24 protein-coding genes are annotated in these 25,645 nt (G+C 74.4%); 9 read left to right on the top strand and 15 right to left on the bottom strand.

What is annotated here, in order from left to right; all coding sequences use genetic code 11:
• The first annotated feature begins 65 nt into the window (after positions 1-65).
• The 3 genes from ABZ801_RS33650 (at position 66) to ABZ801_RS33640 (ending at position 4,228) form a co-directional block, all read left to right on the top strand.
• A complete protein-coding gene (locus ABZ801_RS33650; protein ID WP_360705757.1) occupies positions 66-1,283 on the top strand; it encodes an AMP-binding protein in 1,218 nt (405 codons plus the stop codon).
• 90 nt (positions 1,284-1,373) lie between these two features.
• Positions 1,374-2,459: a cation diffusion facilitator family transporter gene (locus tag ABZ801_RS33645; protein ID WP_360705755.1), complete on the top strand. Its 1,086-nt coding sequence runs from the start codon at positions 1,374-1,376 to the stop codon at positions 2,457-2,459.
• Between the two features lie 287 nt (positions 2,460-2,746).
• The gene (locus tag ABZ801_RS33640; protein WP_360705752.1) at positions 2,747-4,228 is read left to right on the top strand and encodes an RNA polymerase sigma factor; all 1,482 of its coding nucleotides are present in this window, start codon (positions 2,747-2,749) and stop codon (positions 4,226-4,228) included.
• A gap of 165 nt (positions 4,229-4,393) precedes the next feature.
• On the opposite strand, the gene ABZ801_RS33635 is transcribed toward ABZ801_RS33640, so the two are convergent.
• Both ABZ801_RS33635 and ABZ801_RS33630 read right to left on the bottom strand, forming a co-directional pair.
• Positions 4,394-5,278 (bottom strand): ABC transporter permease, encoded by an 885-nt coding sequence (locus ABZ801_RS33635; protein WP_360705749.1) that lies wholly within the window; start codon positions 5,276-5,278, stop codon positions 4,394-4,396.
• A 2-nt stretch (positions 5,279-5,280) separates the two neighbouring features.
• Positions 5,281-6,261: an ATP-binding cassette domain-containing protein gene (locus tag ABZ801_RS33630; protein ID WP_360705747.1), complete on the bottom strand. Its 981-nt coding sequence runs from the start codon at positions 6,259-6,261 to the stop codon at positions 5,281-5,283.
• A gap of 80 nt (positions 6,262-6,341) precedes the next feature.
• Here ABZ801_RS33630 and ABZ801_RS33625 point away from each other — a divergent pair, with 80 nt between their 5' ends.
• On the top strand, positions 6,342-6,905 hold the full coding sequence (locus ABZ801_RS33625) for a MarR family winged helix-turn-helix transcriptional regulator (protein ID WP_360705742.1): 564 nt from the start codon (positions 6,342-6,344) through the stop codon (positions 6,903-6,905).
• 28 nt (positions 6,906-6,933) lie between these two features.
• On the opposite strand, the gene ABZ801_RS33620 is transcribed toward ABZ801_RS33625, so the two are convergent.
• From ABZ801_RS33620 to ABZ801_RS33595, 6 genes are all read right to left on the bottom strand, one after another.
• Complete coding sequence (locus tag ABZ801_RS33620) at positions 6,934-7,746, bottom strand: CbiX/SirB N-terminal domain-containing protein (protein WP_360705740.1); 813 nt, start codon at positions 7,744-7,746, stop codon at positions 6,934-6,936.
• Positions 7,746-8,921, bottom strand: a complete 1,176-nt coding sequence (locus ABZ801_RS33615; protein ID WP_344942459.1) for a uroporphyrinogen-III synthase — start codon at positions 8,919-8,921, stop codon at positions 7,746-7,748. The genes ABZ801_RS33620 and ABZ801_RS33615 overlap by 1 nt, the downstream gene beginning before the upstream one ends.
• A complete protein-coding gene (nirD, locus tag ABZ801_RS33610; RefSeq protein ID WP_344942456.1) occupies positions 8,905-9,303 on the bottom strand; it encodes a nitrite reductase small subunit NirD in 399 nt (132 codons plus the stop codon). Before nirD ends, ABZ801_RS33615 begins: the two co-directional genes overlap by 17 nt.
• Positions 9,300-11,828 (bottom strand): nitrite reductase large subunit NirB, encoded by a 2,529-nt coding sequence (gene nirB, locus ABZ801_RS33605; RefSeq protein ID WP_360705736.1) that lies wholly within the window; start codon positions 11,826-11,828, stop codon positions 9,300-9,302. Before nirB ends, nirD begins: the two co-directional genes overlap by 4 nt.
• Positions 11,829-12,116: 288 nt before the next feature.
• Positions 12,117-13,619: an FAD-dependent oxidoreductase gene (locus tag ABZ801_RS33600; RefSeq protein ID WP_360705733.1), complete on the bottom strand. Its 1,503-nt coding sequence runs from the start codon at positions 13,617-13,619 to the stop codon at positions 12,117-12,119.
• A complete protein-coding gene (locus ABZ801_RS33595; protein WP_360705730.1) occupies positions 13,616-15,784 on the bottom strand; it encodes a molybdopterin-dependent oxidoreductase in 2,169 nt (722 codons plus the stop codon). Before ABZ801_RS33595 ends, ABZ801_RS33600 begins: the two co-directional genes overlap by 4 nt.
• Before the next feature lie 327 nt (positions 15,785-16,111).
• On the opposite strand from ABZ801_RS33595, the gene ABZ801_RS33590 reads away from it, so the two are divergent.
• Positions 16,112-16,633, top strand: coding sequence for an NUDIX hydrolase (locus tag ABZ801_RS33590; protein ID WP_344942444.1), 522 nt, complete (start codon positions 16,112-16,114; stop codon positions 16,631-16,633).
• 56 nt (positions 16,634-16,689) lie between these two features.
• Positions 16,690-16,932: a hypothetical protein gene (locus tag ABZ801_RS33585; protein WP_344942441.1), complete on the top strand. Its 243-nt coding sequence runs from the start codon at positions 16,690-16,692 to the stop codon at positions 16,930-16,932.
• A 119-nt stretch (positions 16,933-17,051) separates the two neighbouring features.
• Here ABZ801_RS33585 and ABZ801_RS33580 read toward each other — a convergent pair whose 3' ends face one another.
• The 3 genes from ABZ801_RS33580 to ABZ801_RS33570 form a co-directional block, all read right to left on the bottom strand.
• Positions 17,052-18,443, bottom strand: a complete 1,392-nt coding sequence (locus tag ABZ801_RS33580) for an MFS transporter (RefSeq protein WP_344942438.1) — start codon at positions 18,441-18,443, stop codon at positions 17,052-17,054.
• A 187-nt stretch (positions 18,444-18,630) separates the two neighbouring features.
• Positions 18,631-19,290: a maleylpyruvate isomerase N-terminal domain-containing protein gene (locus ABZ801_RS33575; protein WP_360705727.1), complete on the bottom strand. Its 660-nt coding sequence runs from the start codon at positions 19,288-19,290 to the stop codon at positions 18,631-18,633.
• A 285-nt stretch (positions 19,291-19,575) separates the two neighbouring features.
• Positions 19,576-19,992, bottom strand: coding sequence for a plectin (locus tag ABZ801_RS33570; protein ID WP_360705725.1), 417 nt, complete (start codon positions 19,990-19,992; stop codon positions 19,576-19,578).
• Positions 19,993-20,171: 179 nt separating this feature from the next.
• Here ABZ801_RS33570 and ABZ801_RS33565 point away from each other — a divergent pair, with 179 nt between their 5' ends.
• Complete coding sequence (locus ABZ801_RS33565) at positions 20,172-20,768, top strand: TetR/AcrR family transcriptional regulator C-terminal domain-containing protein (RefSeq protein ID WP_344942429.1); 597 nt, start codon at positions 20,172-20,174, stop codon at positions 20,766-20,768.
• Between the two features lie 88 nt (positions 20,769-20,856).
• Here the strand turns inward: ABZ801_RS33565 and ABZ801_RS33560 are convergent, their stop codons facing one another.
• Genes ABZ801_RS33560 through ABZ801_RS33550 form a run of 3 tightly spaced genes read right to left on the bottom strand, consistent with a single transcriptional unit; the run spans position 20,857 to position 23,728 of the window.
• Positions 20,857-21,498, bottom strand: a complete 642-nt coding sequence (locus tag ABZ801_RS33560; protein ID WP_360705722.1) for an LUD domain-containing protein — start codon at positions 21,496-21,498, stop codon at positions 20,857-20,859.
• Entirely contained in the window at positions 21,495-22,925 is a 1,431-nt protein-coding gene (locus ABZ801_RS33555; RefSeq protein WP_360705719.1) for an LUD domain-containing protein, read from the bottom strand. The genes ABZ801_RS33560 and ABZ801_RS33555 overlap by 4 nt, the downstream gene beginning before the upstream one ends.
• 56 nt (positions 22,926-22,981) lie before the next feature.
• Positions 22,982-23,728 (bottom strand): (Fe-S)-binding protein, encoded by a 747-nt coding sequence (locus tag ABZ801_RS33550; protein WP_360705716.1) that lies wholly within the window; start codon positions 23,726-23,728, stop codon positions 22,982-22,984.
• A gap of 279 nt (positions 23,729-24,007) precedes the next feature.
• Between ABZ801_RS33550 and ABZ801_RS33545 the strand changes: the two genes are divergently transcribed.
• Positions 24,008-24,226, top strand: a complete 219-nt coding sequence (locus ABZ801_RS33545; protein WP_360705713.1) for a DUF5999 family protein — start codon at positions 24,008-24,010, stop codon at positions 24,224-24,226.
• Between the two features lie 140 nt (positions 24,227-24,366).
• Here the strand turns inward: ABZ801_RS33545 and ABZ801_RS33540 are convergent, their stop codons facing one another.
• Positions 24,367-24,990 (bottom strand): alpha/beta family hydrolase, encoded by a 624-nt coding sequence (locus ABZ801_RS33540; protein ID WP_360705710.1) that lies wholly within the window; start codon positions 24,988-24,990, stop codon positions 24,367-24,369.
• Between the two features lie 43 nt (positions 24,991-25,033).
• On the opposite strand from ABZ801_RS33540, the gene ABZ801_RS33535 reads away from it, so the two are divergent.
• Positions 25,034-25,459: a PPOX class F420-dependent oxidoreductase gene (locus ABZ801_RS33535; protein ID WP_360705707.1), complete on the top strand. Its 426-nt coding sequence runs from the start codon at positions 25,034-25,036 to the stop codon at positions 25,457-25,459.
• The last annotated feature ends 186 nt before the right edge of the window (positions 25,460-25,645 follow it).

Below are 25,645 nucleotides of genomic sequence, written 5' to 3'. Positions count from 1 at the left end.
CAACCGCTTCGGCCGCCCCCGCCGAATTCGAACGCGTTCAACAGATCGTCTAGGCTGGCCGGGACATGGACAGCACACCCACCGCCCCCGCCGCGCACGCGAGCGAACGCACCGGTGAACGGCGGGTGCACGCCGTCGTGCTGCCCCCCGGCCGGCGGCTGTTCCAGGCGCTGGCCGCCGCGCTGGACGGTACCGGACCGGCCATCTGCCCCCTGTCGCCCGACCTGCCCGCCCCCGCGCTGCGCACGCTGCTGGACGCCCTGGCCCCGCACGCCGTGCACACCGCCGACGGGCTGCGCGCACGCCACGGCGGCATACCGGCGGCCGCCGACACCGCCGTGCTGATCGCCACGTCCGGATCCACCGGCACCCCCAAGATCGTCGAACTGTCCGCGGCGGCGCTGCGGCACTCGGCCGCCGCCACGTTGACCCGCGTCGGCGCCCGCCCCGGCGACCGCTGGCTGTGCTGCCTGCCCACCAGCCACATCGCCGGCGTCCAGGTGCTGGTGCGGTCCCTGGTCGCCGGAACCGAACCGGTCATCCTGCCGCGCTTCGACCCGACCGCCTTCGACGCCGCCCTGGCCTCCGGCCGGCCGCCGCACACCGCGATGGTCCCCACCCAGCTGCGGCGCCTGGTCGACGCCGGAACCGACCTGGCCAAGGTCGGCGCCATCGTCCTGGGCGGCGCGCCCGCCTCCCCCGACCTGCTCGCCCAGGCCCGCCGGCGCGGCGCACGCGTCCACACCTCCTACGGCATGAGCGAGACCTGCGGCGGATGCGTCTACGACGGCGTCCCCCTGGACGGCGTGCGCGCCGAGGTCGGCGACGACGGCCGCATCCGCCTGGCCGGGCCCCTGCTGTTCACCGGCTACCGGCTGCGCCCCGACCTGACCGCCGCCGCCCGCGACGGCGACTGGTACCTCACCCCCGACCTGGGCGCCCTGGAGCCCGACGGACGGCTGCGCGTGCGCGGCCGCGCCGACGACGTCATCAACACCGGCGGGGAGAAGGTCGTGGCGGGCGAGGTCGCCGCGCTGCTGGCCCGCCACCCGTCCGTGCGCGACGTGGTCGTGGTGGGCCGTCCCGACCCCGAGTGGGGGGAACGCGTCACCGCCGTCGTCGTGCCCGCCGGCGCCCCGCCCGCCCTGGACGACCTGCGCGCCTTCGTCCGCACCGCCATGCCCGCCTACGCCGCGCCGCGCGAGCTGCAGCTGGTGGAGGCGATCCCGCTGCTGCCGTCCGGCAAACCCGACCGCCAGGCCCTCCGCCGCCCCGCCCCCTGACGCCTGCGCCGCCCGGCCGCCGGCAGGGCTGAGCCAGGGGCGGGCGGGTATCGGGGCACGGGCGTGACACGCTGGAGGACGGAGGTCCCTATGACGGAGCACCAGACCGAGCAGACGGACCGGCAGGCCGAGCAGCAGACAGAGCAGCAGGCCGGGCGGCGGCCGCAGGGGGACGAACAGGGCACGCGGCGCGGCCGGCACCGGGAGAGCATGCTGACGGTACTGCTGGCCCTGGGCGCCAACCTGGGAATCGCCGTCGCCAAGACGGCCGCCGCGCTGATCACCGGCTCGGCGTCCATGGCCGCCGAGGCCGCCCACTCGGTCGCCGACACCTTCAACGAGGTGCTGCTGATGGTGGGGCTGCGCCGCAGCAGCCGCCCCGCCGACCGCCGCCATCCCCTCGGCTACGGCAAGGAACGCTACATCTGGACCCTGCTGGTCGCCGTGGCGATCTTCGGGATGGGCGCGCTGTTCGCGTTCTACCAGGGCGTCCAGACGCTGCTGGGCCACCGCGGCGGCGAGGCCGACCCGCTGGCCGGGTACGCGGTGCTGGCGGTGTCGTTCGTGCTGGAGGCGATCTCCCTGCGGCAGGCGTGGCGGCAGGTACGCGGCGACGCCCGGGGCGAGGGCCTGCCGGTGCGGACCTACATCCGCCGCACCGACGACCCCACGTCCGTCAGCGTGCTGCTGGAGGACTCGGCCGCCCTGGCGGGCCTGACGCTGGCGTTCGCCGGGCTCGGCCTGCACCAGCTCACCGGGTCGGCCGCCTGGGACGGCGTCGGCTCCATCCTGATCGGCGTACTGCTGACCGCCGTGGCGCTGGTGCTCGGCCGCATCAACCTCAACCTGCTGGTCGGCAACCAGGCCGACCCGCGGCTGGTGCGGGACGTGCGGGCGCACCTGGGCCGGGCCCCCGAGATCGAATGGGTCGTCGACATCGTCACCATGACCTTCGGCGCCGACCGCGTCCTGGTGTGCGCGCGGCTGGACTTCCGCGACGCCCTCACCTCCGCCGACGTCGAACGCGCCTGCGTGCGCATGGCCCAGGAGCTGCGGGAGCGGCACGAGGAGATCGACGAGGTGTTCCTGGAACCGGTGCCCCGCGACGACCCCGAGCTGCGGCACCGGGTCATCGCCCGCTACGGGCGGGTCGCCCCGCCGCCGTCGCCGTCCTGACCGTGTGTTCAGAACCACCTCGCACGATGGTGAGAGGAGTATCACAACCAGGCGTCTTTACGTAGTAAGGTAAGGTGGGCGGCGGGGAGATCGCCGCGTGCGGCACGTCGCCTGCCTGGGCGTCCGCGGCCCTCACCGCACCGGGGTCCGCGGCCGCCGTGGGACGCTGGATGTGGGCCGCCGGGAACAGACGGCGTCCCCCCGGCGTTTGGGATTAGTGCGCGCGTCGAAGCCGCAAGTGCGCCTCCGCGTCGCACCACACCACCGAAGGGAGGGGGGGTGTCCCCATGCCACGAACCGCAGCAGAGACCCCGCTCGCGGAGTCGTCGAGCCCCGCGCTCGACGACCTGATCGAGCGTGGTCGTGCCCACGGGCGCCTCTCACTCGACGAGGTGCGCAACGCCTTCGAGGCGGCGGGCATCAGCCCCGCACAGGGCCGCTCGATCCTGCGTGAGCTGTCCGAGGCGGGCATCGGCCTGGCCACCGAGGACGAGGGTTCCGGCAGGACCCGCGCCCGCGCCCCGCGCGCCCGCCGAGGCGACGCGCCGCCGGCCCACAGCGCGGGCACCGCGCACGCCGCCCCCGGCGACGGCACCGCCGACGAAAGCACCGACAAGACCGGCGAGACGGCGGTCGGCGCGACCGGCGGCAAGAGCGCCAGGAGCGTCAAGGCGAGCACCAAGACCAAGACCGTCAGGACGGGCCGCAGGCGCACCGCCGCCACGGCCCCCGCCTCCGACGACACGCCGGCCGCCGGGCCCGACACCGCCGCCACCGCCGACGACACCGACGACGAGGCGTTCGAGGTCACCGAGGTCGAGGTGGAGGACACCTCCGCCGACCTGGACGACCAGTCGACCACCATGGGCGACTCGGTGCACACCTACCTCAAGGCGATCGGACGGCGCCAGCTGCTGACCGCCGAGCAGGAGGTGGAGCTGGCCAAGCGCATCGAGGCCGGGCTGTACGCCGAGCACAAGCTGACCCACGAGACCATCGACGACCCGCAGCTGCGCGCCGACCTGGAGTGGGTCGCCGCCGACGGGCAGCGCGCCAAGGCGCACATGCTGGAGGCCAACCTGCGGCTGGTGGTCTCGGTCGCCAAGAAGTACTCCGACCGCGGGCTGTCGCTGCTGGACGTGGTGCAGGAGGGCAACCTCGGCCTGATCCGCGCCGTGGAGAAGTTCGACTACACCAAGGGCTACAAGTTCTCCACCTACGCCATGTGGTGGATCCGGCAGGCCATCCAGCGCGGCTTCGCCGACTCGGCCCGCACCATCCGCCTGCCGGTGCACGTGCTGGAGATGCTCAGCAAGCTCAGCCGCGTCGAACGCGACATGCACCAGCGCCTGGGCCGCGAGCCCACCCCCGAGGAACTGGCCGTGGAGCTGGACAAGAGCCCCGAGCAGGTGCTGGAGCTGCTGCGCACCAGCCGCCAGCCGATCAGCCTGGACTCCACCATCGGCGAGGACGGCGAGACCCGCATCGGCGACCTGATCGAGGACGTCGACACCCCCGAGGCGTCCGAGCTGGTCGACCGGCAGCTCATGGCCGACCAGCTGCGCCGCACCCTGGACGTGCTGTCCCCCCGCGAAGCCAAGATCATGGCGATGCGGTTCGGGCTGTACGACGGGACGCCGCGCACCCTGGACGAGATCGGCAAGGCGCTCGGGCTGACCCGCGAGCGGATCCGCCAGCTGGAGAAGGAGTCGCTGTCCAAGCTGCGGCACCCCAGCAACGCCTACCCGCTGCTCGACTTCGCCGTCTGAGCCGCCGCCCCTCTCCCCCATCGGCACGCCCCCACGGCACGACAGGGCCCGCCGGATCCCACGATCCGGCGGGCCCTTCGCCGTCCACGGCCGCCCGCCCCGCCACCGGGACCGCGCAGGCCCCGCCGCCGGTCAGTCGCGAGTCAGCCGCGGGTCAGCCGCGGGTCAGTCGCCGCGGCGGAACTGCACGATCGCCCCGGCCAGCATCACGAACCCGATCAGCACGACCAGCACGACCTCCAGCCACACCGGCACCAGCCACCCGTTCCAGGTGACCCCCGGGTTGAACACCCGCTGCAGCTCGGGCGACACGTCCAGGTGCGAGAACACCGCCTGCCGCAGCGGGTCCACCGCGTAGGTCAGCGGGTTGAACCGGGTCAGCACGCTCAGCCACGCCGGCAGCCCGCCCAGCGGGTACAGCGCGCCCGACAGGAACATCATCGGCATCATGCCCATCTGCATGATCCCGAAGAACGACTGCATGTTGGTGATCCGCGCCGCCAGCAGCACCCCGAACGCCGTCAGCGTGAACGCCGTCAGGAACATCAGCGCCAGCAGCTCGGCGAGCAGGACCGGGTCGTAGGGCACCCCCGCCAGCCCGGCCAGCGCCAGGATCAGCACGCCCTGCCCGGTGGCGACCACGGCGCCGCCCAGGCACTTGCCGACCACGATCGCGGCGCGGCTGACCGGCGCCACCAGCATCTCCCGGAGGAACCCGAACTCGCGGTCCCACACGATCGACCCGGCCGAGAACAGCGCGGTGAACATCACCGACATCGCGCACACGCCGGGGAAGATGAACGTCCTCAGATCCACGTCCCCGGCCGGGCCCTGCCCGACGGCCATCAGGTTGGACAGGCCGGTGCCCATCACCAGCAGCCACAGCACCGGCTGCATCAGGTTCGCCACCATCCGCATCCGGTCCCGCCAGAACCGGATCAGCTCCCGGTGCAGGACGATCTTCACCGCCCGCAGGTCGTGCCGCACGCTGCGTTCGGGCACCCGCACCCGCACCACCTGCGGCGCCGTCGTGGCGTCCGTCGCGTCCATCGTCACCGCCTTCCCCGCGCGACCATGCGCATCCAGTCGGTACCGGACGCCTCGGCGTCACGGATCGTCTTGCCGGTGAACGACATGAACACATCGTCCAACGACGGCCGCGACACGCTCACCGAACGGATCGCCACCCCCAGCCCCTCGAACAGCTTCGGCACGAACGCCTCCCCCGCCGCCACCGCGAACGTCACCGCGCCCTCGGCCATCGTGGCCTCCACGCCGAACCGCTCCGTCAGCGCCGCGATCGCCGCCTCGTCGTCGTCGGTGCGGATCTGCACCCGGTCCTTGCCCACCCCCGCCTTCAGCGCCTCGGGGGTGTCCAGCGCCACGATCCGCCCCGCGTCCATGATCGCGATGCGGTCGCAGTACTCGGCCTCGTCCATGTAGTGGGTCGTCATGAAGATCGTGATCTGCTCGGTGTCGCGCAGCCGGCGGATGTACTCCCAGATCGACGAGCGGGTCTGCGGGTCCAGGCCGACGGTGGGCTCGTCCAGGAACAGCACCCGCGGTGAGTGCAGCAGCCCCCGGGCGATCTCCAGGCGGCGCTTCATCCCGCCCGAGTAGGTCTGCACCAGGTCACCGCGCCGGTCCCACAGCCCCACCATCTCCAGCACCTGCCGCATCCGCTCGCGCGCCGCCGTCCGCGGCACCCCGTACAGCTCGGCGTGGAAGCGCAGGTTCTGCTCACCGCTGAGATAGCCGTCCAGGGTCGGGTCCTGGAACACCAGGCCGATGTTGCGGCGCACCTGGTCGCGTTCGGTCACCACGTCGTGCCCGGCCACTCGCGCGGTGCCGGTGCTGGGCCGCAACAGCGTGCACAGCATGTTGATCGTGGTGGACTTGCCGGCGCCGTTCGGGCCGAGGAACCCGAAGATCTCGCCGGGCCGGACGGTGAACTCGATCCCCCGTACGGCCTCGACGTCACCGAACCGCTTGACCAGGCCGTCGACCTCGACGGCCGGTTCCCCGCTCGGCATGCGGGCCTCCCTTGACTGATTCACTTGGCCCGCCCAACAGTAGGAATGCCCTATCGTTCACGTCAATAGAGAAGTCGGACATGCCGGAGGAGACCGTCGTGGCGCACTCAGGACCAGCGGAGCGACCGGACTGCGCGCGCCCCGGCCCCGCGCCGCACGAGCCACTGCTGCGCGTCCCCACCTACCTGGTCGCCGAGCTGATGAAACTGATCCGCCGCGAGTCGGCCGGCGCCCTGCCCGGCGCGGACGCCGCCGGACGCATGCGCGGCCCGGCCGTGCTGGTGCTGGCGTGCGTGGCCGCCGAAGGGCCGATGTCACAGCGGCAGGTCAGCGAACGCCTGCGCATGGACCCCGCCGACGTGGTCAGCCTCGTCGACGTGCTGGAGGAACGCGGCTACGTCGAACGCCGCCGCGACCCCGCCGACCGGCGCCGCTACCGGCTGGACGTCACCGAGGACGGACGGCTGTTCCTCGCCCGCCGCCGCGAGGCCGGCCTGCGCCTCAACCGGCGGCTGTTCGCCCCGCTGACGCCCGAGGAGATGGAGCAGTTCACCGACATGATCGTGCGGGTGCTCGCCCACCACGACCCCCGCTTCACCGAACACGGCCCGTCCCTGGCCGGCCCCGACGACGCCCCCGCCTGACCGCCCGCCCACCCGGACCGGAGGAGGTTCAGGCGACGGGCACGGCGCCGCACAGACGCAGCCGGGCCTCGTCGTAGCGGCGCAGCACCAGCCGCGCCACGGCGTCGTGCGCGCCGATCGGCGCCGACACCCGGTCGGCGCCCGAGGCCGCCATCCGGTCGTGGAAGAACCCCGGCGCCAGCAGGTAGGACGCCACCGTCACCCGCGCGGCGCCCCGGGCGCGCCGCTCGGCCACCACCTCGGCCAGCGCCGGGCCGCCCGCCGCGACGAACCCGTAGGGCACCGGCCGCCGCAGCCGCCGCGCCAGCAGGCGGGCCGCCACCCGCACGTCGCTCACGCCCGCCGGGTCGGACGAACCCGCCGCGCCCAGCACCACCGCGTCCCCGCGTCCCGGCGCCGCCGCCGCGCCCAGCCGTTCCGCCAGCGCCGCGGCGAGCATGCCGTGCGGGCCCAGCGGACGCGCCATCACCGCCTGCGGGCAGACCCGCTCCACCCGCCCGGGAATGTCGATCAGCGCGTGGTAGCCGCGCGCCAGCATCAGCGGCACCACCACGACCGGGCCGCGCAGCGGACGCGCCGCGTCCTCCAGCGCCGGCGCGGCGATCTCGGCGTAGCCCTCGGCGACCGGCAGCCACGGCCGCAGCGCCCGCACCCGCTCCAGCAGCGCCCGCACCGTCCGCGGGCCCGCCGGGTCGCGGGTGCCGTGCGCCACCGCCAGCAGCGTCGGCACTCCGTCCTCCCCCGCAGCGGCCCGCCCCACCGTGCAGGCGTCCCGCCCCACCGCGCCGTCCGCCAACGCGCCCTCCCCCATCGCGCCCGCGCGCATCCCGCCCGTGCGCATCAGCCGCTCAGCTCCACCCGGACCGGGTCGCACGCCAGCCGGTAGCCGCGCTTGACCACCGTCTCCACGATGCCCGACCGGCCCAGGCCGCGCCGCAGCCGCGCCACGGCCATCTCCACCGCGTGCTCGTCGGCCTGCGGACGCGCGTCCCGCCCGCCCGCCGACGTGCCCACCACCAGCCGGCCCGGCAGCACCCCGCACAGCTCGGCCCGCGACACCACGTGCCCGGGACGCCGCGCCAGCGCCCGCAGGATCGCCATCGGCGCCGGCGCGATCGGGCGCAACTGCCCGTCCAGCACGACCGCGTGCCCCCGCAGCTCCAGCGAGAACCCCCGCACCTGCACGCGCCGCGCCCGCCGCTCCGGCAGGTCCGACACCAGCGCCCGCACCAGCGCCCCGATGCGGGCGCGTTCGGGCTGCACCGTCGGCACGCCCCGCTCGGTGAGCTGCTGCGCGGTCACCGGCCCCACGCACGCCGCCACCACGTTGGCGCGCAACGCCTCCAGCAGCGGCTCCTCCAGCCCGTCCTCGGCCGCCACCGCCAGCGTCGCCGCCACCGCCGGCGCGCTGGTGAACGTGATCGCGTCGACCGTGCCCGCCACCGCCTGCCCCACGAGCCGCCGCAGCGGCGTCGGGTCGTCGGTGCGCGACCACCGGTACACCGGGATCTCGACCACCTCGGCCCCGGCGGCGCGCAGCGCCGCGGCGAACTCCGGCAGCTCCTCCCCGTACAGCTGCACCGCCACCCGCCTGCCCGCCAGGTCCTTGCGCAGCAGGTACTTCAGCACCTCGGCGCAGCTCTCCGACTCCGGCGACCAGGTCTCCTGCAGCCCCGCCGAGCGGATCGCGCCGCGCGCCTTGGGCCCGCGTGCCAGGATCTCCACGCTCGCCAGCCGCTCGATGAGGGCGTCGCGCATCCCCCACCCGTCGGCGGCCTCCAGCCACGCCCGGAACCCGATCCCGGTGGTGACCACGGCGTGGTGGACCGGCGCCTGGATGCACTCGTCGGTCGCCTCCAGCAGCCGCGTGTCGTCCGACAGCGGGATCAGGCGGATCGCCGGGGCGTGCACCACGCGCGCGCCGCGCCGCTCCAGCAGCGTGGCCAGCTCCTCGTGGCGCCGCGCGGCCGTCACCCCGACGGCGAATCCCGCCAGCGGCTCACTGTCGGTCTTCATGAGTCAGGGCCACCTCCACGCGGCCGGTCGCCGGGTCCCGGCGGATCGGGAAGGTGGGCAGCGCCACCTGCGGGTCGTCCAGGCACGCGCCGGTGCGCAGGTCGAAGACCTCCTTGTACATCGGCGAGGCCACCGTCGGCACACCGCCGCGGGTGCCGAGGATGCCGCGGGAGATCACGTGCGCGCCGGAGAAGGGATCCAGGTTGGACAGCGCGTACAGCTCCCCGCCGAACGTGCGGAAGATCGCCACCTGGACGCCCTGGACGAGCGCGCACACGCCGCGTTCGGGGATCAGGTCGTCGTAGGAGCACACCGGATGCCAGCGCCCGCCGCCGTCGCGGGGCGCGGGCCCGGTGGGGCGAAGGTCGGTCGTCGTGGTCATCGGCTCGCCACCTCCAGTCGCGGACCGGTCACCAGGACCGGCTTGATCTGCTCGCGTTCGGACTCGAACACGATGCTCGGGTCGGGCACGTCGGGCGCGTTGACGAAGGACACGAACCGGCTGAGCCTGTCCGGATCCTCCAGCGTGTCGCGCCACTCGTCGGAGTAGGACCCCACGTGCCGGTCCATCGCCGCCTCCAGCTCGGCGCAGATGCCCAGCCGGTCGTCGACGATCACCTCGCGCAGGTAGTCCAGGCCGCCGTCCAGCGACTCCAGCCAGGTCGCGGTGCGCTGCAGCCGGTCGGCCGTACGGATGTAGAACATCAGGAACCGGTCGATCAGCCGGACCAGTCCCTCGTCGTCCAGGTCGGTGGCCAGCAGGTCGGCGTGCCGGGGCCGCATCCCGCCGTTGCCGCCCACATACAGGTTCCAGCCCTTGTCGGTGGCGATCACCCCGAAGTCCTTGCCCTGCGCCTCGGCGCACTCGCGCGAGCAGCCCGACACCGCGGACTTGAGCTTGTGCGGGGCGCGCAGCCCCCGGTAGCGCAGCTCCAGCCGGATCGCCATGCCGACCGAGTCCTGCACCCCGTAGCGGCACCAGGTCGACCCCACGCACGACTTGACGGTGCGCAGCGCCTTGCCGTAGGCGTGCCCGGACTCGAACCCCGCGTCGACCAGCCGCTTCCAGATCCGCGGCAGCTGCTCCACCCGGGCGCCGAACAGGTCGATCCGCTGCCCGCCGGTGATCTTGGTGTAGAGGCCGAAGTCGCGGGCGACCTCGCCGATGACGATGAGCTTCTCGGGGGTGATCTCCCCGCCGGGGATCCGCGGGACCACCGAGTAGGTGCCGTTCTTCTGCAGGTTGGCCAGGAAGTGGTCGTTGGTGTCCTGCAGCGCGGCCTGCTCGCCGTCCAGGATGTGCCCGTTGCCGAGGCTGGCCAGGATGGAGGCCACCACCGGCTTGCAGATGTCGCAGCCGCGGCCCCGGCCGTGCTCGGCGATCAGCTCGGTGAACGTGGTGATGCCGCGCACCCGCACGATGTCGAACAGCTCGGCGCGGCTGTAGTCGAAGTGCTCGCACAGCGCCCTGCTGACCTCGATGCCCGCGGCGGTCAGCTCGGCGTCCAGGATCTTCTTGACCAGCGGGACGCAGCTGCCGCAGGTCGCCCCGGCCCTGGTGCAGCTCTTGACCGCGCCCAGGTCGGTCAGGTTCTCCTCGCGGATCGCGCAGCGGATCGCGTCGGCGGTGACGTTGTTGCAGTTGCAGATCTGCGTGGCGCCCGGCAGGTCGCCGCCCGCCGCCTCGGTGCCGCCGAACAGCGCCTGCTCGGGCGAGCCCGGCAACTCGGCGCCGACGTAGGCGCGCAGCGTCGGGTAGGCCGACGCGTCGCCGACCAGCACCCCGCCGATCAGCGTGCGGGCGTCGTCGCTGACGATCAGCTTCTTGTAGACCCCGGCGACCGGGTCGGTGTAGGTGACGTCCAGGGCGCCCTGGTCGGGGCCGGCGAACGGGTCGCCGAAGCTGGCCACGTCCACGCCCATCAGCTTGAGCTTGGTGGACAGGTCGGCGCCCTCGAACCGGGCGCGGCCGTCCTGCCGCGACACGGCCGCCAGCAACTGGTCGGCGACCACCTCGGCCATGCTGAAGCACGGCGCGACCAGCCCGTACACCTGCCCGTTCACCAGCGCGCACTCGCCGACCGCCCAGATCGCCGGGTCCTCGGTGCGGCAGGTGTCGTCGACGACGATGCCGCCGCGTTCGCCGACCGGCAGGCCGCAGCCGCGGGCCAGCTCGTCGCGCGGGCGGATGCCGGCGGAGAACACCACCACGCCGGCGTCGACGGACGTGCCGCCGGCCAGCGCGACCCGCGCCACACCGCCGTCCTCGCCCGCCTCCAGGCCCGCCATCGGGGTCCCGGCGTGCACGGTCATGCCGAGCGCCTCGATGTGGCGGCGCAGCATCGCCCCGCCGCCCTCGTCGAGCTGGCGCGGCATCAGCCACGGCGCCACCTCGACCACGTGCGTGTCGACGCCCAGGCCCTGCAGCGCGCGGGCGGCCTCCAGGCCGAGCAGTCCGCCGCCGATGACGACGCCTCCGACCCCCGGCCTTGACGTTGTAAGGTCGCGGCAGTGGGCGCGGATGGCGTCCAGGTCGTCGATGGTGCGGTAGACGAAGACGCCCGGCAGGTCGCGGCCCGCCACGGGCGGCACGAACGGCGTCGACCCGGTGGCCAGCACCAGCGCGTCGTAGCCGACCTCCCGTCCCGAGGCGGTGCGCACGGTGCGCTCCCCCCGGTCGATGGCGACGACCGGGTCGCCGGTCAGCAGCGTCACGCCCTCGTCGTGGGCGGGGTAGGCCAGGTCGGCGTCCTCGGTCAGGTAGGAGGTCAGCGCGACCCGATCGTAGGCGGGCCGGGTCTCCTCACCGATCACCGTGACCCGCCAGGCGCCCGCGCCGTCGCGCTCGCGCAGCGCCTCGACCAGCCGGTGCCCGGTGGGCCCGTGCCCGACGACGACCAACCTCATGTGCCCGTCTCCTCCTGCGTCGGTCATGCTGAGATCCTCAGCAGGGGTCGTTTCGCGGTTGCGTCCCGTTTGTCACCGGCGTGTTAAAAGACGCTCACGCCGAAATCGAATCGTGGTCATCCCGCAATGGACGGCGGAAGAATTCCCGTCGATGTTCCGAAAAGCGTGAAACCCCGCCGTCGTGACGGCGGGGTTTCGTTGCGCCTGTGTCTCCCCGCGCTCATCGCACGGGCGGGTACGGCACGGGCGAGTACGGTACGGGCGGCTGGCGCGGGGCGCGTACGGGGCTCACCCGACGGGCACCGAGTCCTGCTCGTCCAGCCACGCCACGATGCCCTCCAGGGCGTCCCGGCACCCGCCGCAGCCGGTGCTCGCGCGGGTCTCCCGGGCGACCTCGTCGGCGGTACGTGCCCCTTTCTCCCAGCAGGCCCGGATTTGTCGTTTGGAGACGTTGTTGCAGTGGCACACCGTCGCCGCGTCCGGCATCCGCACCGGCGAATCGGCGGCCTGCGCGCCGCCCATCCCGGGGAAGAACAGGCTCAGCCGGTCCGACGGCAGCGGCGCGGAACGGTCGTACAACTGCGTCAGCGTCCCGGCGGTGCTGGTCTCCCCCAGCAGGATCGCGCCGACCAGACGGTCCCGCCGGATCGCGACCTTCTTGTAGGTGCCGCGGCTGGCGTCGGCGAACCGCATCACCTCCACCTCGGGATCGTCGTCGCCGAAGTGCGTCTCCCCCATCGCCACCAGGTCCACGCTGGCGGCCTTCAGCCGGGTGATCTGCCGCGCCCCGGTGAACCGCGCCCCGGCGTCGGCGCCGGTCAGCAGGTCGGCCAGCACCGTCGCCTGCTCCCACGCGGGCGCGACCAGCCCGTACACGGTGTCGCCGTACTGCGAGCACTCCCCGATGGCCCGCACGTGCGGGTCGCTCAACGACCGCAGCGTCTCGTCCACCAGGATGCCCCGGTCCACCTTCAGCCCGGCCTCCCGCGCCAGCCCCACCTCGGGCCGCACCCCGCAGGCCATCACCACCACGTCGGCGGGCAGCCGCTCGCCCGACTCCAGCTCCACCGCGTTCACGCGCCTGTCGCCGTCGGTGGCCAGCGCCCCGGCGCTGGTGCCCAGGACGGTGCGGATGCCCAGGCGGCCCAGCGTCCGCGCCAGCACACTGCCCGCGCCCTGGTCCAGCTGGCGTTCCATCAGATGACCGGCCAGGTGCACGACCGTCACCGCAAGGCCCCGCCCGGCCAGCCCGCGCGCCGCCTCGATGCCCAGCAGCCCGCCGCCGACGACCACCGCGTGCCGCGCCCCGTCGGCCGCGTCCAGGATCCGCCGGCAGTCCGCCAGGGTGCGGAACGCCACCACCCCGCCGGGCAGCCCGTCCTCGGTGCCGGGGATCGGCGGCACGAACGACGTGCTCCCCGTCGCGATCACCAGCGTGTCGTAGGGGGTGACGCTGCCGTCGGAGGCGTGCACGCGCCGGGCGTTCCGGTCGACGCGCACCACCTCCACGCCCAGCCGGGCGTCGACGTCGTTGGCGTCGTACCAGGCCGGGTCCACCAGGCCGATCTGCTCGGGCCCGGTCACCCCGGCCAGCACGTTGGACAGCAGCACCCGGTTGTAGGGCTGCTGCGGCTCGGCGCCGAACACCGTCAGCGCCACCCGCCGGTCACGCGCCCGGATCTCGCTGACCAGCCGCGATCCGGCCATGCCGTTGCCGACGACCACGATGCCCGCCGGCGTCCCGCGCCGGCCCGTCGCGCGCGCGCCGCTGTCTGTGGAGGATCGGCTCATCTGCTCGCTCCGCTCGGTTCCCGGGCCGCGCCCGGTTCGTCGATCTGGCTCGCCCGCGGTGCGGCCACCGGTTCCAGCCGCACCGCGCACACCTTGAACTCCGGCATCCGCGACACGGGGTCCAGCGCCGGGTTGGTCAGCAGGTTGGCCCGCCCCTCCCCCGCCCAGTGGAACGGCATGAACACCGTGTCGTGCCGGATCGCGTCGGTCAGCCGGGCCCGCACCGTCGCGGTGCCGCGCCGGCTGGCCACCCGCACGTCCGCGCCGTCGTCGATGCCCAGCCGCTCGGCCAGGTCCGGATGCATCTCCACGAACGCCTCGGGCGCCGCGTCGGTCAGCGGCCGCACCCGCCGGGTCTGCGCGCCGCTCTGGTACTGCGCCAGCACCCGGCCCGTGGTCAGGTAGACGGGGTAGTCGGCGTCGACGTCCTCCACCGCCCCGCTGTGCTCCACGGGGGTGAACCGGGCCCGCCCGTCGGGCGTGGCGAACCGGTCGAGGAAGGGACGCGGCGTGCCCGGGTGCTCCGGCGACGGGCACGGCCAGAACACCCCGCCCTCCCGCTCGATGCGCTCGTAGGTGATGCCCGAGTAGTCGGCCAGGCCGCCCGCGCTGGCGGCGCGCAGCTCGCCGAACACCTCGGCGGGCTCGGCGCTCCACACGCCCGGCGCGTCCAGCCGCCCGGCCAGCGCCGCGATGATCTCCAGGTCGGTGCGCACCCCGTCCGGCGGCGGCACGGCCCGGCGGCGGCGCAGCACCCGGCCCTCCAGGTTGGTCATCGTGCCCGACTCCTCGGCCCACTGCGCCGTGGGCAGCACCACGTCGGCGCGGGCCGCGGTCTCCGACAGCACGAAGTCGGCCGCGACCAGGAACTCCAGCGCGTCCAGCCGCTCCTCCACCGCCGCCGCGCGCGGCGCCGACACCACCGGGTTGGACCCGAACAGCAGCAGCATCCTCGGCCCGCCCGCGGTGCCCAGCGCCGACAGCAGCTCGTAGGCCGACCGTCCCGGCCCTGGCAGCTCCCCCGGGTCCACGCCCCACACCGCGGCCACGTGCGCGCGGGCCGCCGGGTCGTCGATCCTGCGGTAGCCGGGCAGCTGGTCGGCCTTCTGGCCGTGCTCGCGTCCGCCCTGCCCGTTGCCCTGCCCGGTCAGGCACCCGTACCCCGAGCCTTCGCGGCCGGGCAGGCCCAGCGCCAGCGCCAGGTTGATGAACGCGGTCACCATGTCCACGCCGCGCGCGTGCTGCTCGGCGCCGCGCGCCGTCAGAACGTAGGACCGCCGCCCGCGCGCCAGCAGCCGCACCGCCTCGCGCATGTGCGGCACGGGCACGCCGGTGATGCGCTCGACGCGGTCGGGCCAGTAGGAGTTCACCACCGTGCGCACCGCCGCGAACCCGCTGGTGCGCGCCGCGACGTACTCCTCGTCCACCAGGCCCTCGGTGAGCGCCAGGTGCAGCATGCCGTTGGCCAGCGCCAGGTCGGTGCCGGGCGTGGGCTGCAGGTGCAGGTCGGCCTGCCGGGCGGTGGCGGTGCGCCGCGGGTCGACCACGACGAACGCGCCGCCCGCCCGCTGCATCGCGGTGACGTGCCGCATGAACGGCGGCATCGTCTCGGCCACGTTGCCGCCCGCCAGCAGGATCGCGTCGGCCGCCGCAAGATCGGTGATCGGCCCGGGCAGCCCCCGGTCCATGCCGAACGCCCGGCCCGTCGCGGCCGCCGCCGACGACATGCAGAACCGCCCGTTGTAGTCGATCTGCGATGTGCCGAGCGCGATCCGGGCGAACTTGCCGAGCTGGTAGGCCTTCTCGTTGGTCAGGCCGCCGCCCCCGAACACCGCGACCGCGTCGGGCCCGTGCGCGTCCCGCAGCCGCCGCGCCTCGGCGGCGATCCGGTCCAGGGCCCGGTCCCACGTGCAGGGCTCCAGCGGCGCGCCGCGCCGGGCGCGCATCAGCGGCGTGGTCAGCCGGTCCGGCACCGTCAGCACCTCGGCCGACGTCCAGCCCTTCTGGCACAGCCCGCCCTGGTTGGCCGGGACGTCCGCACGCGGCGTCACCCGCAGCGGCGGCCCCGAGCCGGGGCGCGCCGCGCCGGCGGGTACCGGCCCGCCGGCCAGGTTCATGCCGCACTGCAGGGCGCAGTAGGGACAGTGGGTCGGGGTGTCGGTCATGTTTCCGAGGTTGTGCGGAGCCCGTTTCGCGTCGGGGTCCCGCGTGTGACCCCGCTGTTAAAAGCGGCTCACGCACCGTCGATCACCAGGGTCAGAACGTCGCCGCCCCCGCCGGCCCGTGCCGCCGACGCGCCGCCGCCCGGGCACGCCCGACGATCTTCGACGCGCACATGTCAAGCGTTGTCAGACATCTGTCGAGTCCGTTTCGTCGCAAATGCTCCGTCCGCCGCACGGATCGGCGGCGCCGCGGCGGGCCCGCGGCACGAACCGTCCCGACCCGCGCGCCCGGCCCGATCACGCCGCGGCCGACACGCCTAACCTCGGTACATGCCCGACCTTGCTTATTACGCCTCACTGCCGCGCACCCGCGGCGCCGCCGCCGCACTGCTGCTCGACGACCTCGGGCGGGTGCTGCTGGTCAAGCCCACCTACAAGGAGGGCTGGTTCCTGCCCGGCGGGGTGATCGAGGCGGGCGAGTCGCCCCTGGCCGCGTGCGTGCGCGAGTGCGAGGAGGAACTCGGCCTGGTCCCGCGGCTGGACGGCCTGGTCTGCGTGGACTGGGGGCCGCCCCGCGACGGCGTGGACGCGGTCAACGTGTTCGTGTTCGCCGGATCGCTGACCGACACCGAGATCGCCGCGATCCGGCTGCCCCCCGAGGAGCTGTCCGACCACGTGCTGGTGGCGCCCGAGAAGGTCCCCGAACTCGCCCCGCCGCACGTCTCCCGCCGCATGGAGCCCAGCCTGCGCGGCCTCGTCGAGCACCGCGCCGTCTACCTGGAGGACGGCCGCGAACCCGGGTACGGCCCCACTCCCCTGGCCCCCGGCCCCCGCCCCGGCCGTCCGGGGTAGACACGCGCCCGGACGGGTAGGCCGCAGGCGACGGACGAAGAACGGGGGGACCGTCGATGGCAGCCTGCGAAGTGTGCGGAAACGACTACGCGTTGAGCTTCGAGGTGCACGCCCAGGGCGCCGTGCACGTCTTCGACTCGTTCGAATGCGCGATCACCAAGATGGCGCCGATCTGCGAGCACTGCCAGTGCCGCATCCTCGGCCACGGCGTCGATGTGGGCGGGCACTGGTACTGCTGCGCGCACTGCGCCCGCACCGCCGACCCGCGCAGCGCCGAACTGGTCGCCGACCACGCCTGACCGGCTCCGCCCCCGCCCGGCGCCGCCACGACCAGCGCCGCCGGGCGTAGGGGTACGCCCGGCGGCCGAAGGCGCGCGGGCCGGTCGCCGTCCCGCGCGACGGCGACCGGCCCGACAGTTCACACGCCCGCCTCGGCCAGGCTCATCCGCGTCTGCCCCACCCGCACCTTCCGCAGGTAGAAGAACCAGGTGAGCAGCACGCACACCCCGTAGAACGCGGCCAGGATCAGCAGCGCGGGCGCGATGCCCTTCGTCTCCTCGATGGAGATCCGGAACGTCTGCTGGATCAGCACGCCCCCGGCGGCGCCGACCGCCGAGATGATGCCGATCGCGGCCGCCGCGGTCCGCCGGGCCCGCGTCAGCGCCCGCTCGGTGGCGGCGCCGTCGCTCTGGTCCACCTCGGCCAGCTCCCGCGCCCGGAAGATCGCCGGGATCATCCGGTAGGTGGAGCCGTTGCCGACCCCGGTGGTGACGAACACGAACAGGAACGCCGCCAGGAACATCGGCCAGCTCCCGGCCCGCACCGACACGGCCACCGCCGCGACGCCCAGCCCCATCAGGAAGAAGTTCACCATCGTGACCCGGGCGCCGCCGAACCGGTCCGCCAGCCAGCCGCCGAACGGACGCGCCAGCGACCCGGCGAAGGCCCCCAGCCAGATGAAGTGCGACCCGGTGATGTCGGGGAACGTGTTCTTGATCAGCACCCCGAAGGAGAACGAGTAGCCGATGAACGACCCGAAGGTGCCGATGTACAGCACCGACATCACGACCGTCTGTCCGTCCCTGGCGCCGGCGCCCATCTCCCGCAGCGTGTACGCCGACGTCGCCTTGGTCAGGTTGTTCATGAAGAAGTAGGCGCTCACGGCGGCCAGCAGGATCAACGGCATCCACACCCAGCCCACGGCGACCAGCCCGAACGCGGTGATCAGCGGGGGCATCGCCAGCTGCGTGACGCTGGTGCCCAGGTTGCCGCCGGCGGCGTTCAGGCCGAGCGGCAGGCCCTGCCGCCCGGTCGGGTAGAAGTGGGTGATGTTGGCCATCGAGGAGGCGAAGTTGCCGCCGCCCAGGCCGGTGGTCGCCGCGATCAGCAGCAGCGCCCAGTACGGGATCCCCGGATTCTCGATCGCGTAGACGAACAGCCCGCACGGGACGAACAGCAGCAGCGCGCTGACGACCGTCCAGTTGCGGCCGCCGAACCGGGCCGGGGCGAAGGTGTAGGGGATCCGCATCGCGGCGCCCACCAGGTTGGGCAGCGTGGTCAGCCACAGCGTCTGGCCCACCGACAGCCGCACGCCGTTGTCGGCCAGGTTCAGCACCGCGATGCTCCACAGCAGCCACACGCAGAAGCCCAGGTGCTCGGTGAAGATCGAGAACACCAGGTTGCGGGCGGCGACCCGCCGCCCCGTCGCGGCCCAGAACCGGTCGTCGTCGGGCTCCCAGTGGTCGATCCAGCGACCACCCCGGGGTGTGGCCCCCGTCCGCGGGGCGGCTTCGTCGGTCAGCGCCGTCATGGCGTCTCCTTCGGGTGTCGTTGGCGGCCGGCGGCGTTGCCGGACGGATCCTGCGGACATCCGCGAAGGTAGGAACGGCGGGTTACGCGGGGTGGCACGACATGTGCCCGTGGTGCTACATCCTGCGCACACCCGTAACACGGTCGTGTGAAACCGGGCCGCGCCCGGCCGAGGAGAAACGCCCAGGTCAGGAGCCCGATCCAGACCCGGATGCGGCCTCCGGCCCGGAATCCGGCCAGGACGGGGACCGGCCCGAGGAGCGCAGCACCGCCTCCCAGGCGTCGCCGGACGCCAGCGGCAGGTGCGGCACGCCCCAGTGCCACGCCGACACCAGCAGCTCGGGATCGCGCGGCCGGTAGTCGTCGCCGATCGCGCGCGCCAGGTCCCAGGCGTGCAGGTGCCACTCCACGCACGCCGCGCCCGCGTGGTCGCCGACGGTGTACTTGGTGCCCCGGTAGACCAGGTGGGTGCGGTCCCACATGTCGGGCATCAGGTCGGCGTAGGCACCGGCCGACACGGTGAACGCCATGATCCGGTCGGGGCCCGGCTCGGGCGGCAGCACGGCCAGCTCGGCGGCGTTCTGCCGGGCCTGCTGGCGGATCAGCACCGCGGTCGCGGCGTCCCGGGCGAACAGCTTGGCCAGCCGGCTGTCCGGAGAGTCCTGCAGGTACTCCAGGTAGTTCTCGGCGACGCAGCGCAGATGGCCGGCCAGGTCGATGATCTGCCACTCGGCGCACGGGGTGGGGGCCGCCCAGTCCGCCACCCGCCCGGCCAGCGCGCGGATCGCCTGCACCCCGTCCCGGTAGGACTCCAGAACGCGATGACGGTCAGGCGGCGTGCGCTCCACGTGACTTTCCCCCCGCGGTCAGAGCACCTTCGATGGTCGGCCGACGCGCCGGACCGGCGGCCGCACCTGCGTGCGGTGCGTGCGAATCCCTCGACCGGGACGCGTCTGCGGCGTCGGCCGCGGCACGGCGCCGCGCGGGCGACGCGGAGCGTCCCGGCGTTCCCCGAGGGGCTACGTTCTCAGAAGTCGGCGGCCGGTGCCACCCGGTGACGCTGTGTCGTCCCCCCCGGGTCGGCCGCCCCCCGCCCGGCGCCGGGCGGGTGTCGAACCGGTGCGCGGCCCGTGTCAGGCCGCCACGCCGGGGCCGGTGCGGTAGCCGAGCCGGTGGGCCTCGCGCGCGGTGCGCAGCCGGTCGACCTCTTCGGTCCAGGGCCGCACGGCCGGCTTGGCCTTGGCCTCGCGGCGCGCGATCTCGGCGGCGCGGCGGGCAGCGGCGTCGGCGCCGTCGGACGCGTACACGCGGGTGCCCATGGCGACCCGCTCGGCGGCCTCGGCGGCCAGCAGCGCCTCGGTGAGCGCCTTGTCGAACGCGATCGACAGGGCCCGCAGCTCGTCCGCGGGCCGCGCCTCGGTCTCGGCGGCGCGCAGCACCCGCTCGGCCTCGGTGGCGGCCGCCAGCCGGTCGCGGTAGGTCCCGGCCAGCCGCTCGTCGGCGGCGTAGCGCTCGGCGACGTCCTTGCTCACCCGGCGACCCAAGGCCATGGCGGTCCCCTCCTTCGTCCGCGGCCGTGACCGGCCGTGCTCGACTCTACCCGGCCGTGACCGGCCGTTCGTGGCACGTGATCGAGGTGTGGTCGGGGGTTAGCGTACGCCCGTCCCCGGCGTGTCGTGACAGCGGACACCCCGCCCGCCCCCTTTACGCAGTAAGGTCAATGGTCATTATGGTTCGACAGCCGAGCATCAACGCCCAGAACCGCCCGCCGCTGACCATCGAGCGGATCATCGAGGCGGCGCTGGCGATCGTCGACGGACAGGGCCTCGGGCGCCTCACCATGCGCCGCCTCGGCGACGCGCTGGAGGTGGAGGCCATGGCCATCTACCACCACCTGCCCCGCGGCAAGGAACAGCTGCTGGACGGCCTGGTCGCGCACGTGGCGGTCGCGCCGGCCGCCGCCGCGCCCGGCGCCGCCGAGTGGCGCGACGCGCTGCGCCGCTGGGCCGTCGCCTACCGCGAGCGGCTGCTGGAACACGCCGGGGTGCTGCCGCTGCTGGTCACGCGGCGCAACCCCGCCGCCCTGGCCTCCACCGCCGCGTCGCTGCGCGAGCTGATCCACCGGGGCGGCGTGCCCGACGACGCCGCGTCCGTCGCCGCCCACACGCTGCTGGCGTTCGTCATCGGGCACGTCGCGCTCGAGGTGCGCGGCACCGGCGACGACGGCGCCACCACCGCGGCGGCCGCCGGACCCGACGGCCCGGTCGACTGGCAGGCCCGCTTCACCACCGCCCTCGACCAGATCATGGCCGCCGTCGCCCCCTGACCCGCGCGCCGCGCCGGCCCCGGCTCTGGTCGGTCGTCGCCCCTACCGATCGGTCTGCGCCCTACCGCGCAGTCTTCGCCCCTACTGATCAGTCGTCGACGACGAGGACCTCCAGGGTGCGGGGGCCGTGGCCGCCCTCCACTCGCCGCGCCTCGGGGCCGCCGGCGACGGGCGGGCCGCTGATCCAGGTCAGCGGGCGCTCCGGCCGCAGCCGCGCGACCGCCTCGGGCACGGTGCCGACGATCTGGTCGGCGTGCACCACGCACAGGTGGTAGTCGGGGACGAGCGACAGCAGCCGCCGTCCCTGCGCCCGGCCCCCGTCCAGCACGATCGTGCCGGTCTGCGCGATCGCCACGGCGCACCCGGTCACCACGCCGTCCAGCGCCTGGAGGGTCTCCAGGTCGGTCAGGCCGGTGTCGGCGACGGCGTGCACGCCGTCCAGCTCCGACAGCCACCCGAACGGCAGGTCGGCCGGGGCCGCGATGCGCCGCGCCTCACGCGCCCACAGCGCGGCCGCGACCGAGGTCGCCAGGTCGTCGGCGCCGGCGTGGCGGACGGTCGCGCGGTGGTCGGCGACCCGCTCGGTGAACATCGCGATCACGTCGGCGCGGGTGGCGGCATCGGCCTCGGTGAGCCGGCGCCGGTAGCCGCGCGGCACGTCCACGCTCGTGCCGCGCGCCTCGCCGAGCGCGTCGCGCACGCGCCGCAGGATCCGCTCGCGCGAGCTCACCGCTGTCCCCCACGGCGTGCGCGGGCGCGCCACCAGGCGCGGAAGCTGCGCACCGGCGGGGCGGGCAGGTCGCGGGCCTCGGTCCACTTGCCCAGCAGACCCGGCAGCCGCCGGATGCGGCCGCCGCGCGACAGCAGCCGCGCCCACCGCGCGCCCGACCGCAGCGCCGCCTCGTAGCGGCCCTGCTCGCCCATCGTCCAGGCGGCGCTGCGCATCATCAGCAGCTCGGGCGTGGGCACCGGCCGGCGCCGCCGCGACTCCACCACCGCGCCCCGCAGGTGGACGAGCAGCTCCGGAATGTCGATCTTGACGGGGCACACGTCGGCGCAGGCCCCGCACAGTGTGGACGCGTACGGCAGGGACGCGTGCGCCGCGCCGTCCACGCCCTCGACCAGCGGCGTCAGCACGGCGCCGATCGGCCCGCCGCCGCGCGGGCCGTAGGGTTCGTCGCCGGTGCGCTCGTAGACGGGGCACACGTGCGAGCACGCCGAGCAGCGCACGCAGCGCAGCGCGGCCCGTCCGACCTCGTCGGCCAGCACGGTGGTGCGGCCGTTGTCCAGCAGCACCAGGTGCAGCTCGCGGGGCCCGTCGCCGGGCGTGACGCCCGTCCAGGTGGACACGGCGGGGCTCATCCGGTCCCCGGTCGCCGACCGCGGCAGCAACTGCAGCAGCACCTCCAGGTCGTCCCAGGTGGGCACGACGGCGTCGATGCCCGCCACGCAGATCAGCGTGTCGGCCACGGTGACGGCCGTGCGGCCGTTGCCCTCGGACTCCAGCAGCACGAGCGTGCCGGTGTCGGCCACCATGAAGTCGGCGCCGCACACCGCCACCCGCGCCGACAGCAGCCGCCGCCGCACATGGGCGCGGGCCGCGGCGGCGAGCGCGGCCGGGTCGTCGGGCAGGCCGGGCGGCGCGTCCGGCAGCGTCCGCGCGAACAGCTCGCGCAGCCGCGCCCGGTCGCGGTGGAACGCCGGGGGCGCGGGACGGGCCGCGGGCCGGGGGTCGTCGCCGAGCCGCGCGACGAGTTCGGCCAGGTCGGTGGGGTGGACGGTCACGCCCGCCTCGGTCAGCGCGTCGTGCAGGCCGATCTCGCGGGCGGCGGGCGCGGCGGCCGTCACCACCTCGCCGTGCCCGGTGGCCCGCACCAGGCCGGTGACGAGGCGGGCGGCCTCGGCGGCGTCCGCGGCCCAGTGCACGGCGCCGCCCGCCTCGGTGACCGACTTCTCCAGCCGTTCCAGGTGCCCGTCCAGGTTGAGCAGGGTCTCGTCGCGGACGGCGCGTCCGGCCTCGCGCAGCTCCTGCCAGTCGCCCAGCTCGCCCGCGGCCGCCTCGCGCCGCTGCCGCAGCGTCGCGGCGGCGGCCCGCAGGTCGCGGCGCAGCCCGGTGTCGGACAGGGCGGTGCGCGCCGCCACGGCGAACTTGGGCATGGGCAGCGGCACGGGCCCCGCGGAGGAGACCCTCCCCCCGGCGGAGGAGCCCCCGTTCACGACCGCCCCGCCGCGGCCGGTGCCCCGGTGGCGGCCAGGATCTCGGCCAGGTGCATGACGCGGACCCCGCCGCGCAGCCGCGACAGGGCTCCGCCGATATGGGCCAGGCAGGCGTTGTCGGCGGCGCACAGCACGTCGGCGCAGGTGCCGCGCACGTGCCGCACCTTGTCGGCCACCATCGCCACCGACACGTCGGCGTTCTTCATCGCGAACGTCCCGCCGAACCCGCAGCACTCCTCGGCCGCGGGCAGCTCGACCAGCTCCAGGCCCCGCACGGCGCGCAGCAGCCGCAGCGGACGGTCGCCCAGCCGCAGCGTGCGCAGGGAGTGGCAGGTCGGGTGGTAGGCGACGCGGTGGGGGAAGTAGGCACCGACGTCGGTGACGCCCAGAACGTCCACCAGGAACTCCGACAGCTCGTGGACGGCCAGCCCGGCGGCGGCGCGTTCCAGCTCGGCGTCGCCGTCGGCGCGGGCGATGCGCGCGTAGGCGGCGCGCACGGTGGCGGCGCAGGACGCCGACGGGGTCACCACCGCGTCGTGGCCGGCGAACACCGTTGTGAAGCGGCGGGCCAGGTCGGCGGCCTCCCGCTGGTAGCCCGTGGTCCAGTGCATCTGGCCGCAGCAGGTCTGGCCGGGCGGGAAGACCACCTCGTGCCCCAGACGCTCCAGCAGGGCGGTAACCGCCCGGCCGGTGCCGGGGAACAGCGCGTCGTTGAAGCACGCGACGAACAGAGCGACGCGCATCTGCGGCCTCACCTCCCCCTGGCCCACGCCCCCCGGGGCCATCGTAGGGGTCGGGGCGCCCCTGGTCCCGGTAAAGTCACGGCTCGCCGGGTGGCCGATGGGGGCCGCGCGGAGACGTCTGGCACTCTTGAGTGAGGCGTGTCACACCCCGGCCCGTCCTCCGGTACCAGTTCACAATCGTCCCTTCGGGCTATGGTCCGGGCGGGTCGAACCGTTCCACACTGGGTGACGTCAAACACATGCAAACCCACACCAGTTGTCGAGACCGGAGGCACGCAGATGTGCCCGCACCAGCCGCCATGTCCCGCCGCCGACGGACCTGACCGCGAGGCCGCCCGGACGATGGTCCATCACCCCGAGCAGGGGTGGAGCCTGCTGTGCAACGGCGTCGTCCTGTTCGAGGACACCGGCGAGCTGCTGCCCGACGGGGGTGTCATCGCACCGCACAGACCGACGGACGTCCCGGCGCGCACCGCGCCGGCGCCGTCCGCCGTCTGACCAGTCGCCACGGGGGAACCGCTTCTCCACGGGGGACCAGTACACGGGGTGATCATCCTCGGGGCGGCGCCGCCGCACCGACGTCAGCTCCACCCGGCCGCTTCCTGCCCCGCTCGGGCCGGAGGGGCCGGCCGCTGTGCTCAGCTCGCGCGGCCACCCGGCACGGGGGCCCGCGCCGTCCAGCGGCGCAGCCACGGCTCCACGGCCGCGCCGACGGCCGCGGGGTTCCTGTCCAGGTCGTGCCGTTCGCCCGGCAGGACGACGACCTCGGTCGCGTCCGCCCGGTCCGGCACGCCGAACGGGTCGCGGTCGCCGTTGACGACCAGCACCTCCACGCCGGCGGCGCGCAGCTCGTCCGCGCGTGACTTGTCCGGCTTGCCGGGCGGGGTCAGCGGGAACGCCAGCGCGACCACGCCGGCCGCGTCCGCCGCACGCGCGGTGCGGCAGGCCACCCGGGCGCCGTTGCTGCGCCCGCCCTGCACCAGCGGCACGTTCCCGAACCGCTCCCGCAGCACCCCGATCACTTCCAGCCAGGCGGCGTCCTGGCGGACCGGCGAGCCGGGCGCGCGCCGTCCCGCCGCCCGGAACGGCTGCAGCACCCGCGCGACCGCCCCGCCGAGGCCCAGCGCGACCTCCCGGACGGCCAGCAGGTCGGCGGCGTCCACCCCGCCGTTCGAGCCGTGCGTCAGCACCAGCAGGAACGCCGGGTCGCCGGTCTCGTCGAGGGTGACCTCCGCCGGTCCCTGCGCCGTGTCGATCCGCATGCGCCCACGGTAGCGGCCCGTTCCCCGGGGAAGGTTCGAGGGCATGGCGAAGATGAGCGACAGCGAGTGGCGAGCGTTCGTCACCCAGGGCACGCGCACCGGCAAGGTGGCGGTGATCCGCGACGACGGCGCGCCCCATGTGACACCGATCTGGTTCGTCCTGGACGGCGACGACCTGATATTCACCACGGGCTCCGAGACCCTCAAGGCCCGCGCCCTGCGCCGCGACCCGCGCGTGTCGGTCTGCGTGGACGACGACACGCCTCCGTTCTCCTTCGTGGTCATGCGAGGCGAGGCGACCCTGTCGGAGGACCTCCCCGAACTGCGCCGATGGGCCACCGTGATCGGCGGCCGCTACATGGGCGAGGACCGCGCCGAGGAGTTCGGCGCCCGCAACGGCGTCCCGGGCGAGTCCCTCGTCCGCGTCCACCTCACCAAAGTCATCGCCCAACGCGACATAGCCGACTGAGCTGACCGGCACCCATAACAGAGTGCGTGAAGAGCAGGGCCTGCCGGTCACCACGTGGGCGAAGGGGTCGTTCCTGCGGGGAAACACACCACCCCTTAGACGTCGTCTCATTTGGTGAGTCGGCGGTGGCAGATCAGGGCGGCGGCGATGCCGGCGAAGGCCAGGAAGTGCTCAGCCTTGCGTTCG

The sequence above is a fragment of the Actinomadura sp. NPDC047616 genome (assembly GCF_040642915.1).
GTDB lineage: Bacteria > Actinomycetota > Actinomycetes > Streptosporangiales > Streptosporangiaceae > Spirillospora > Spirillospora miaoliensis.
Note: the sequence above shows the minus strand (reverse complement) of the source record. Positions and strands in the feature narration are given on the sequence as shown.

Excerpts from the sequence above, each read along its gene's own strand:
- nirB (WP_360705736.1), bottom strand. The coding sequence starts at position 11,828 with ATGAGGTTGGTCGTCGTCGGGCACGGGCCCACCGGGCACCGGCTGGTC.
- ABZ801_RS33595 (WP_360705730.1), bottom strand. The coding sequence starts at position 15,784 with ATGACCGACACCCCGACCCACTGTCCCTACTGCGCCCTGCAGTGCGGC.
- ABZ801_RS33580 (WP_344942438.1), bottom strand. The coding sequence starts at position 18,443 with ATGACGGCGCTGACCGACGAAGCCGCCCCGCGGACGGGGGCCACACCC.
- ABZ801_RS33555 (WP_360705719.1), bottom strand. The coding sequence starts at position 22,925 with ATGCCCAAGTTCGCCGTGGCGGCGCGCACCGCCCTGTCCGACACCGGG.
- ABZ801_RS33640 (WP_360705752.1), top strand. The coding sequence starts at position 2,747 with ATGCCACGAACCGCAGCAGAGACCCCGCTCGCGGAGTCGTCGAGCCCC.
- ABZ801_RS33635 (WP_360705749.1), bottom strand. The coding sequence starts at position 5,278 with ATGGACGCGACGGACGCCACGACGGCGCCGCAGGTGGTGCGGGTGCGG.
- ABZ801_RS33585 (WP_344942441.1), top strand. The coding sequence starts at position 16,690 with ATGGCAGCCTGCGAAGTGTGCGGAAACGACTACGCGTTGAGCTTCGAG.
- ABZ801_RS33630 (WP_360705747.1), bottom strand. The coding sequence starts at position 6,261 with ATGCCGAGCGGGGAACCGGCCGTCGAGGTCGACGGCCTGGTCAAGCGG.
- ABZ801_RS33535 (WP_360705707.1), top strand. The coding sequence starts at position 25,034 with ATGGCGAAGATGAGCGACAGCGAGTGGCGAGCGTTCGTCACCCAGGGC.
- ABZ801_RS33625 (WP_360705742.1), top strand. The coding sequence starts at position 6,342 with ATGCCGGAGGAGACCGTCGTGGCGCACTCAGGACCAGCGGAGCGACCG.
- ABZ801_RS33545 (WP_360705713.1), top strand. The coding sequence starts at position 24,008 with ATGTGCCCGCACCAGCCGCCATGTCCCGCCGCCGACGGACCTGACCGC.
- nirD (WP_344942456.1), bottom strand. The coding sequence starts at position 9,303 with ATGACCACGACGACCGACCTTCGCCCCACCGGGCCCGCGCCCCGCGAC.
- ABZ801_RS33600 (WP_360705733.1), bottom strand. The coding sequence starts at position 13,619 with ATGAGCCGATCCTCCACAGACAGCGGCGCGCGCGCGACGGGCCGGCGC.
- ABZ801_RS33570 (WP_360705725.1), bottom strand. The coding sequence starts at position 19,992 with ATGGCCTTGGGTCGCCGGGTGAGCAAGGACGTCGCCGAGCGCTACGCC.
- ABZ801_RS33620 (WP_360705740.1), bottom strand. The coding sequence starts at position 7,746 with ATGCGCACGGGCGGGATGCGCGCGGGCGCGATGGGGGAGGGCGCGTTG.
- ABZ801_RS33645 (WP_360705755.1), top strand. The coding sequence starts at position 1,374 with ATGACGGAGCACCAGACCGAGCAGACGGACCGGCAGGCCGAGCAGCAG.
- ABZ801_RS33540 (WP_360705710.1), bottom strand. The coding sequence starts at position 24,990 with ATGCGGATCGACACGGCGCAGGGACCGGCGGAGGTCACCCTCGACGAG.
- ABZ801_RS33550 (WP_360705716.1), bottom strand. The coding sequence starts at position 23,728 with ATGCGCGTCGCTCTGTTCGTCGCGTGCTTCAACGACGCGCTGTTCCCC.
- ABZ801_RS33650 (WP_360705757.1), top strand. The coding sequence starts at position 66 with ATGGACAGCACACCCACCGCCCCCGCCGCGCACGCGAGCGAACGCACC.
- ABZ801_RS33565 (WP_344942429.1), top strand. The coding sequence starts at position 20,172 with ATGGTTCGACAGCCGAGCATCAACGCCCAGAACCGCCCGCCGCTGACC.
- ABZ801_RS33615 (WP_344942459.1), bottom strand. The coding sequence starts at position 8,921 with ATGAAGACCGACAGTGAGCCGCTGGCGGGATTCGCCGTCGGGGTGACG.
- ABZ801_RS33590 (WP_344942444.1), top strand. The coding sequence starts at position 16,112 with ATGCCCGACCTTGCTTATTACGCCTCACTGCCGCGCACCCGCGGCGCC.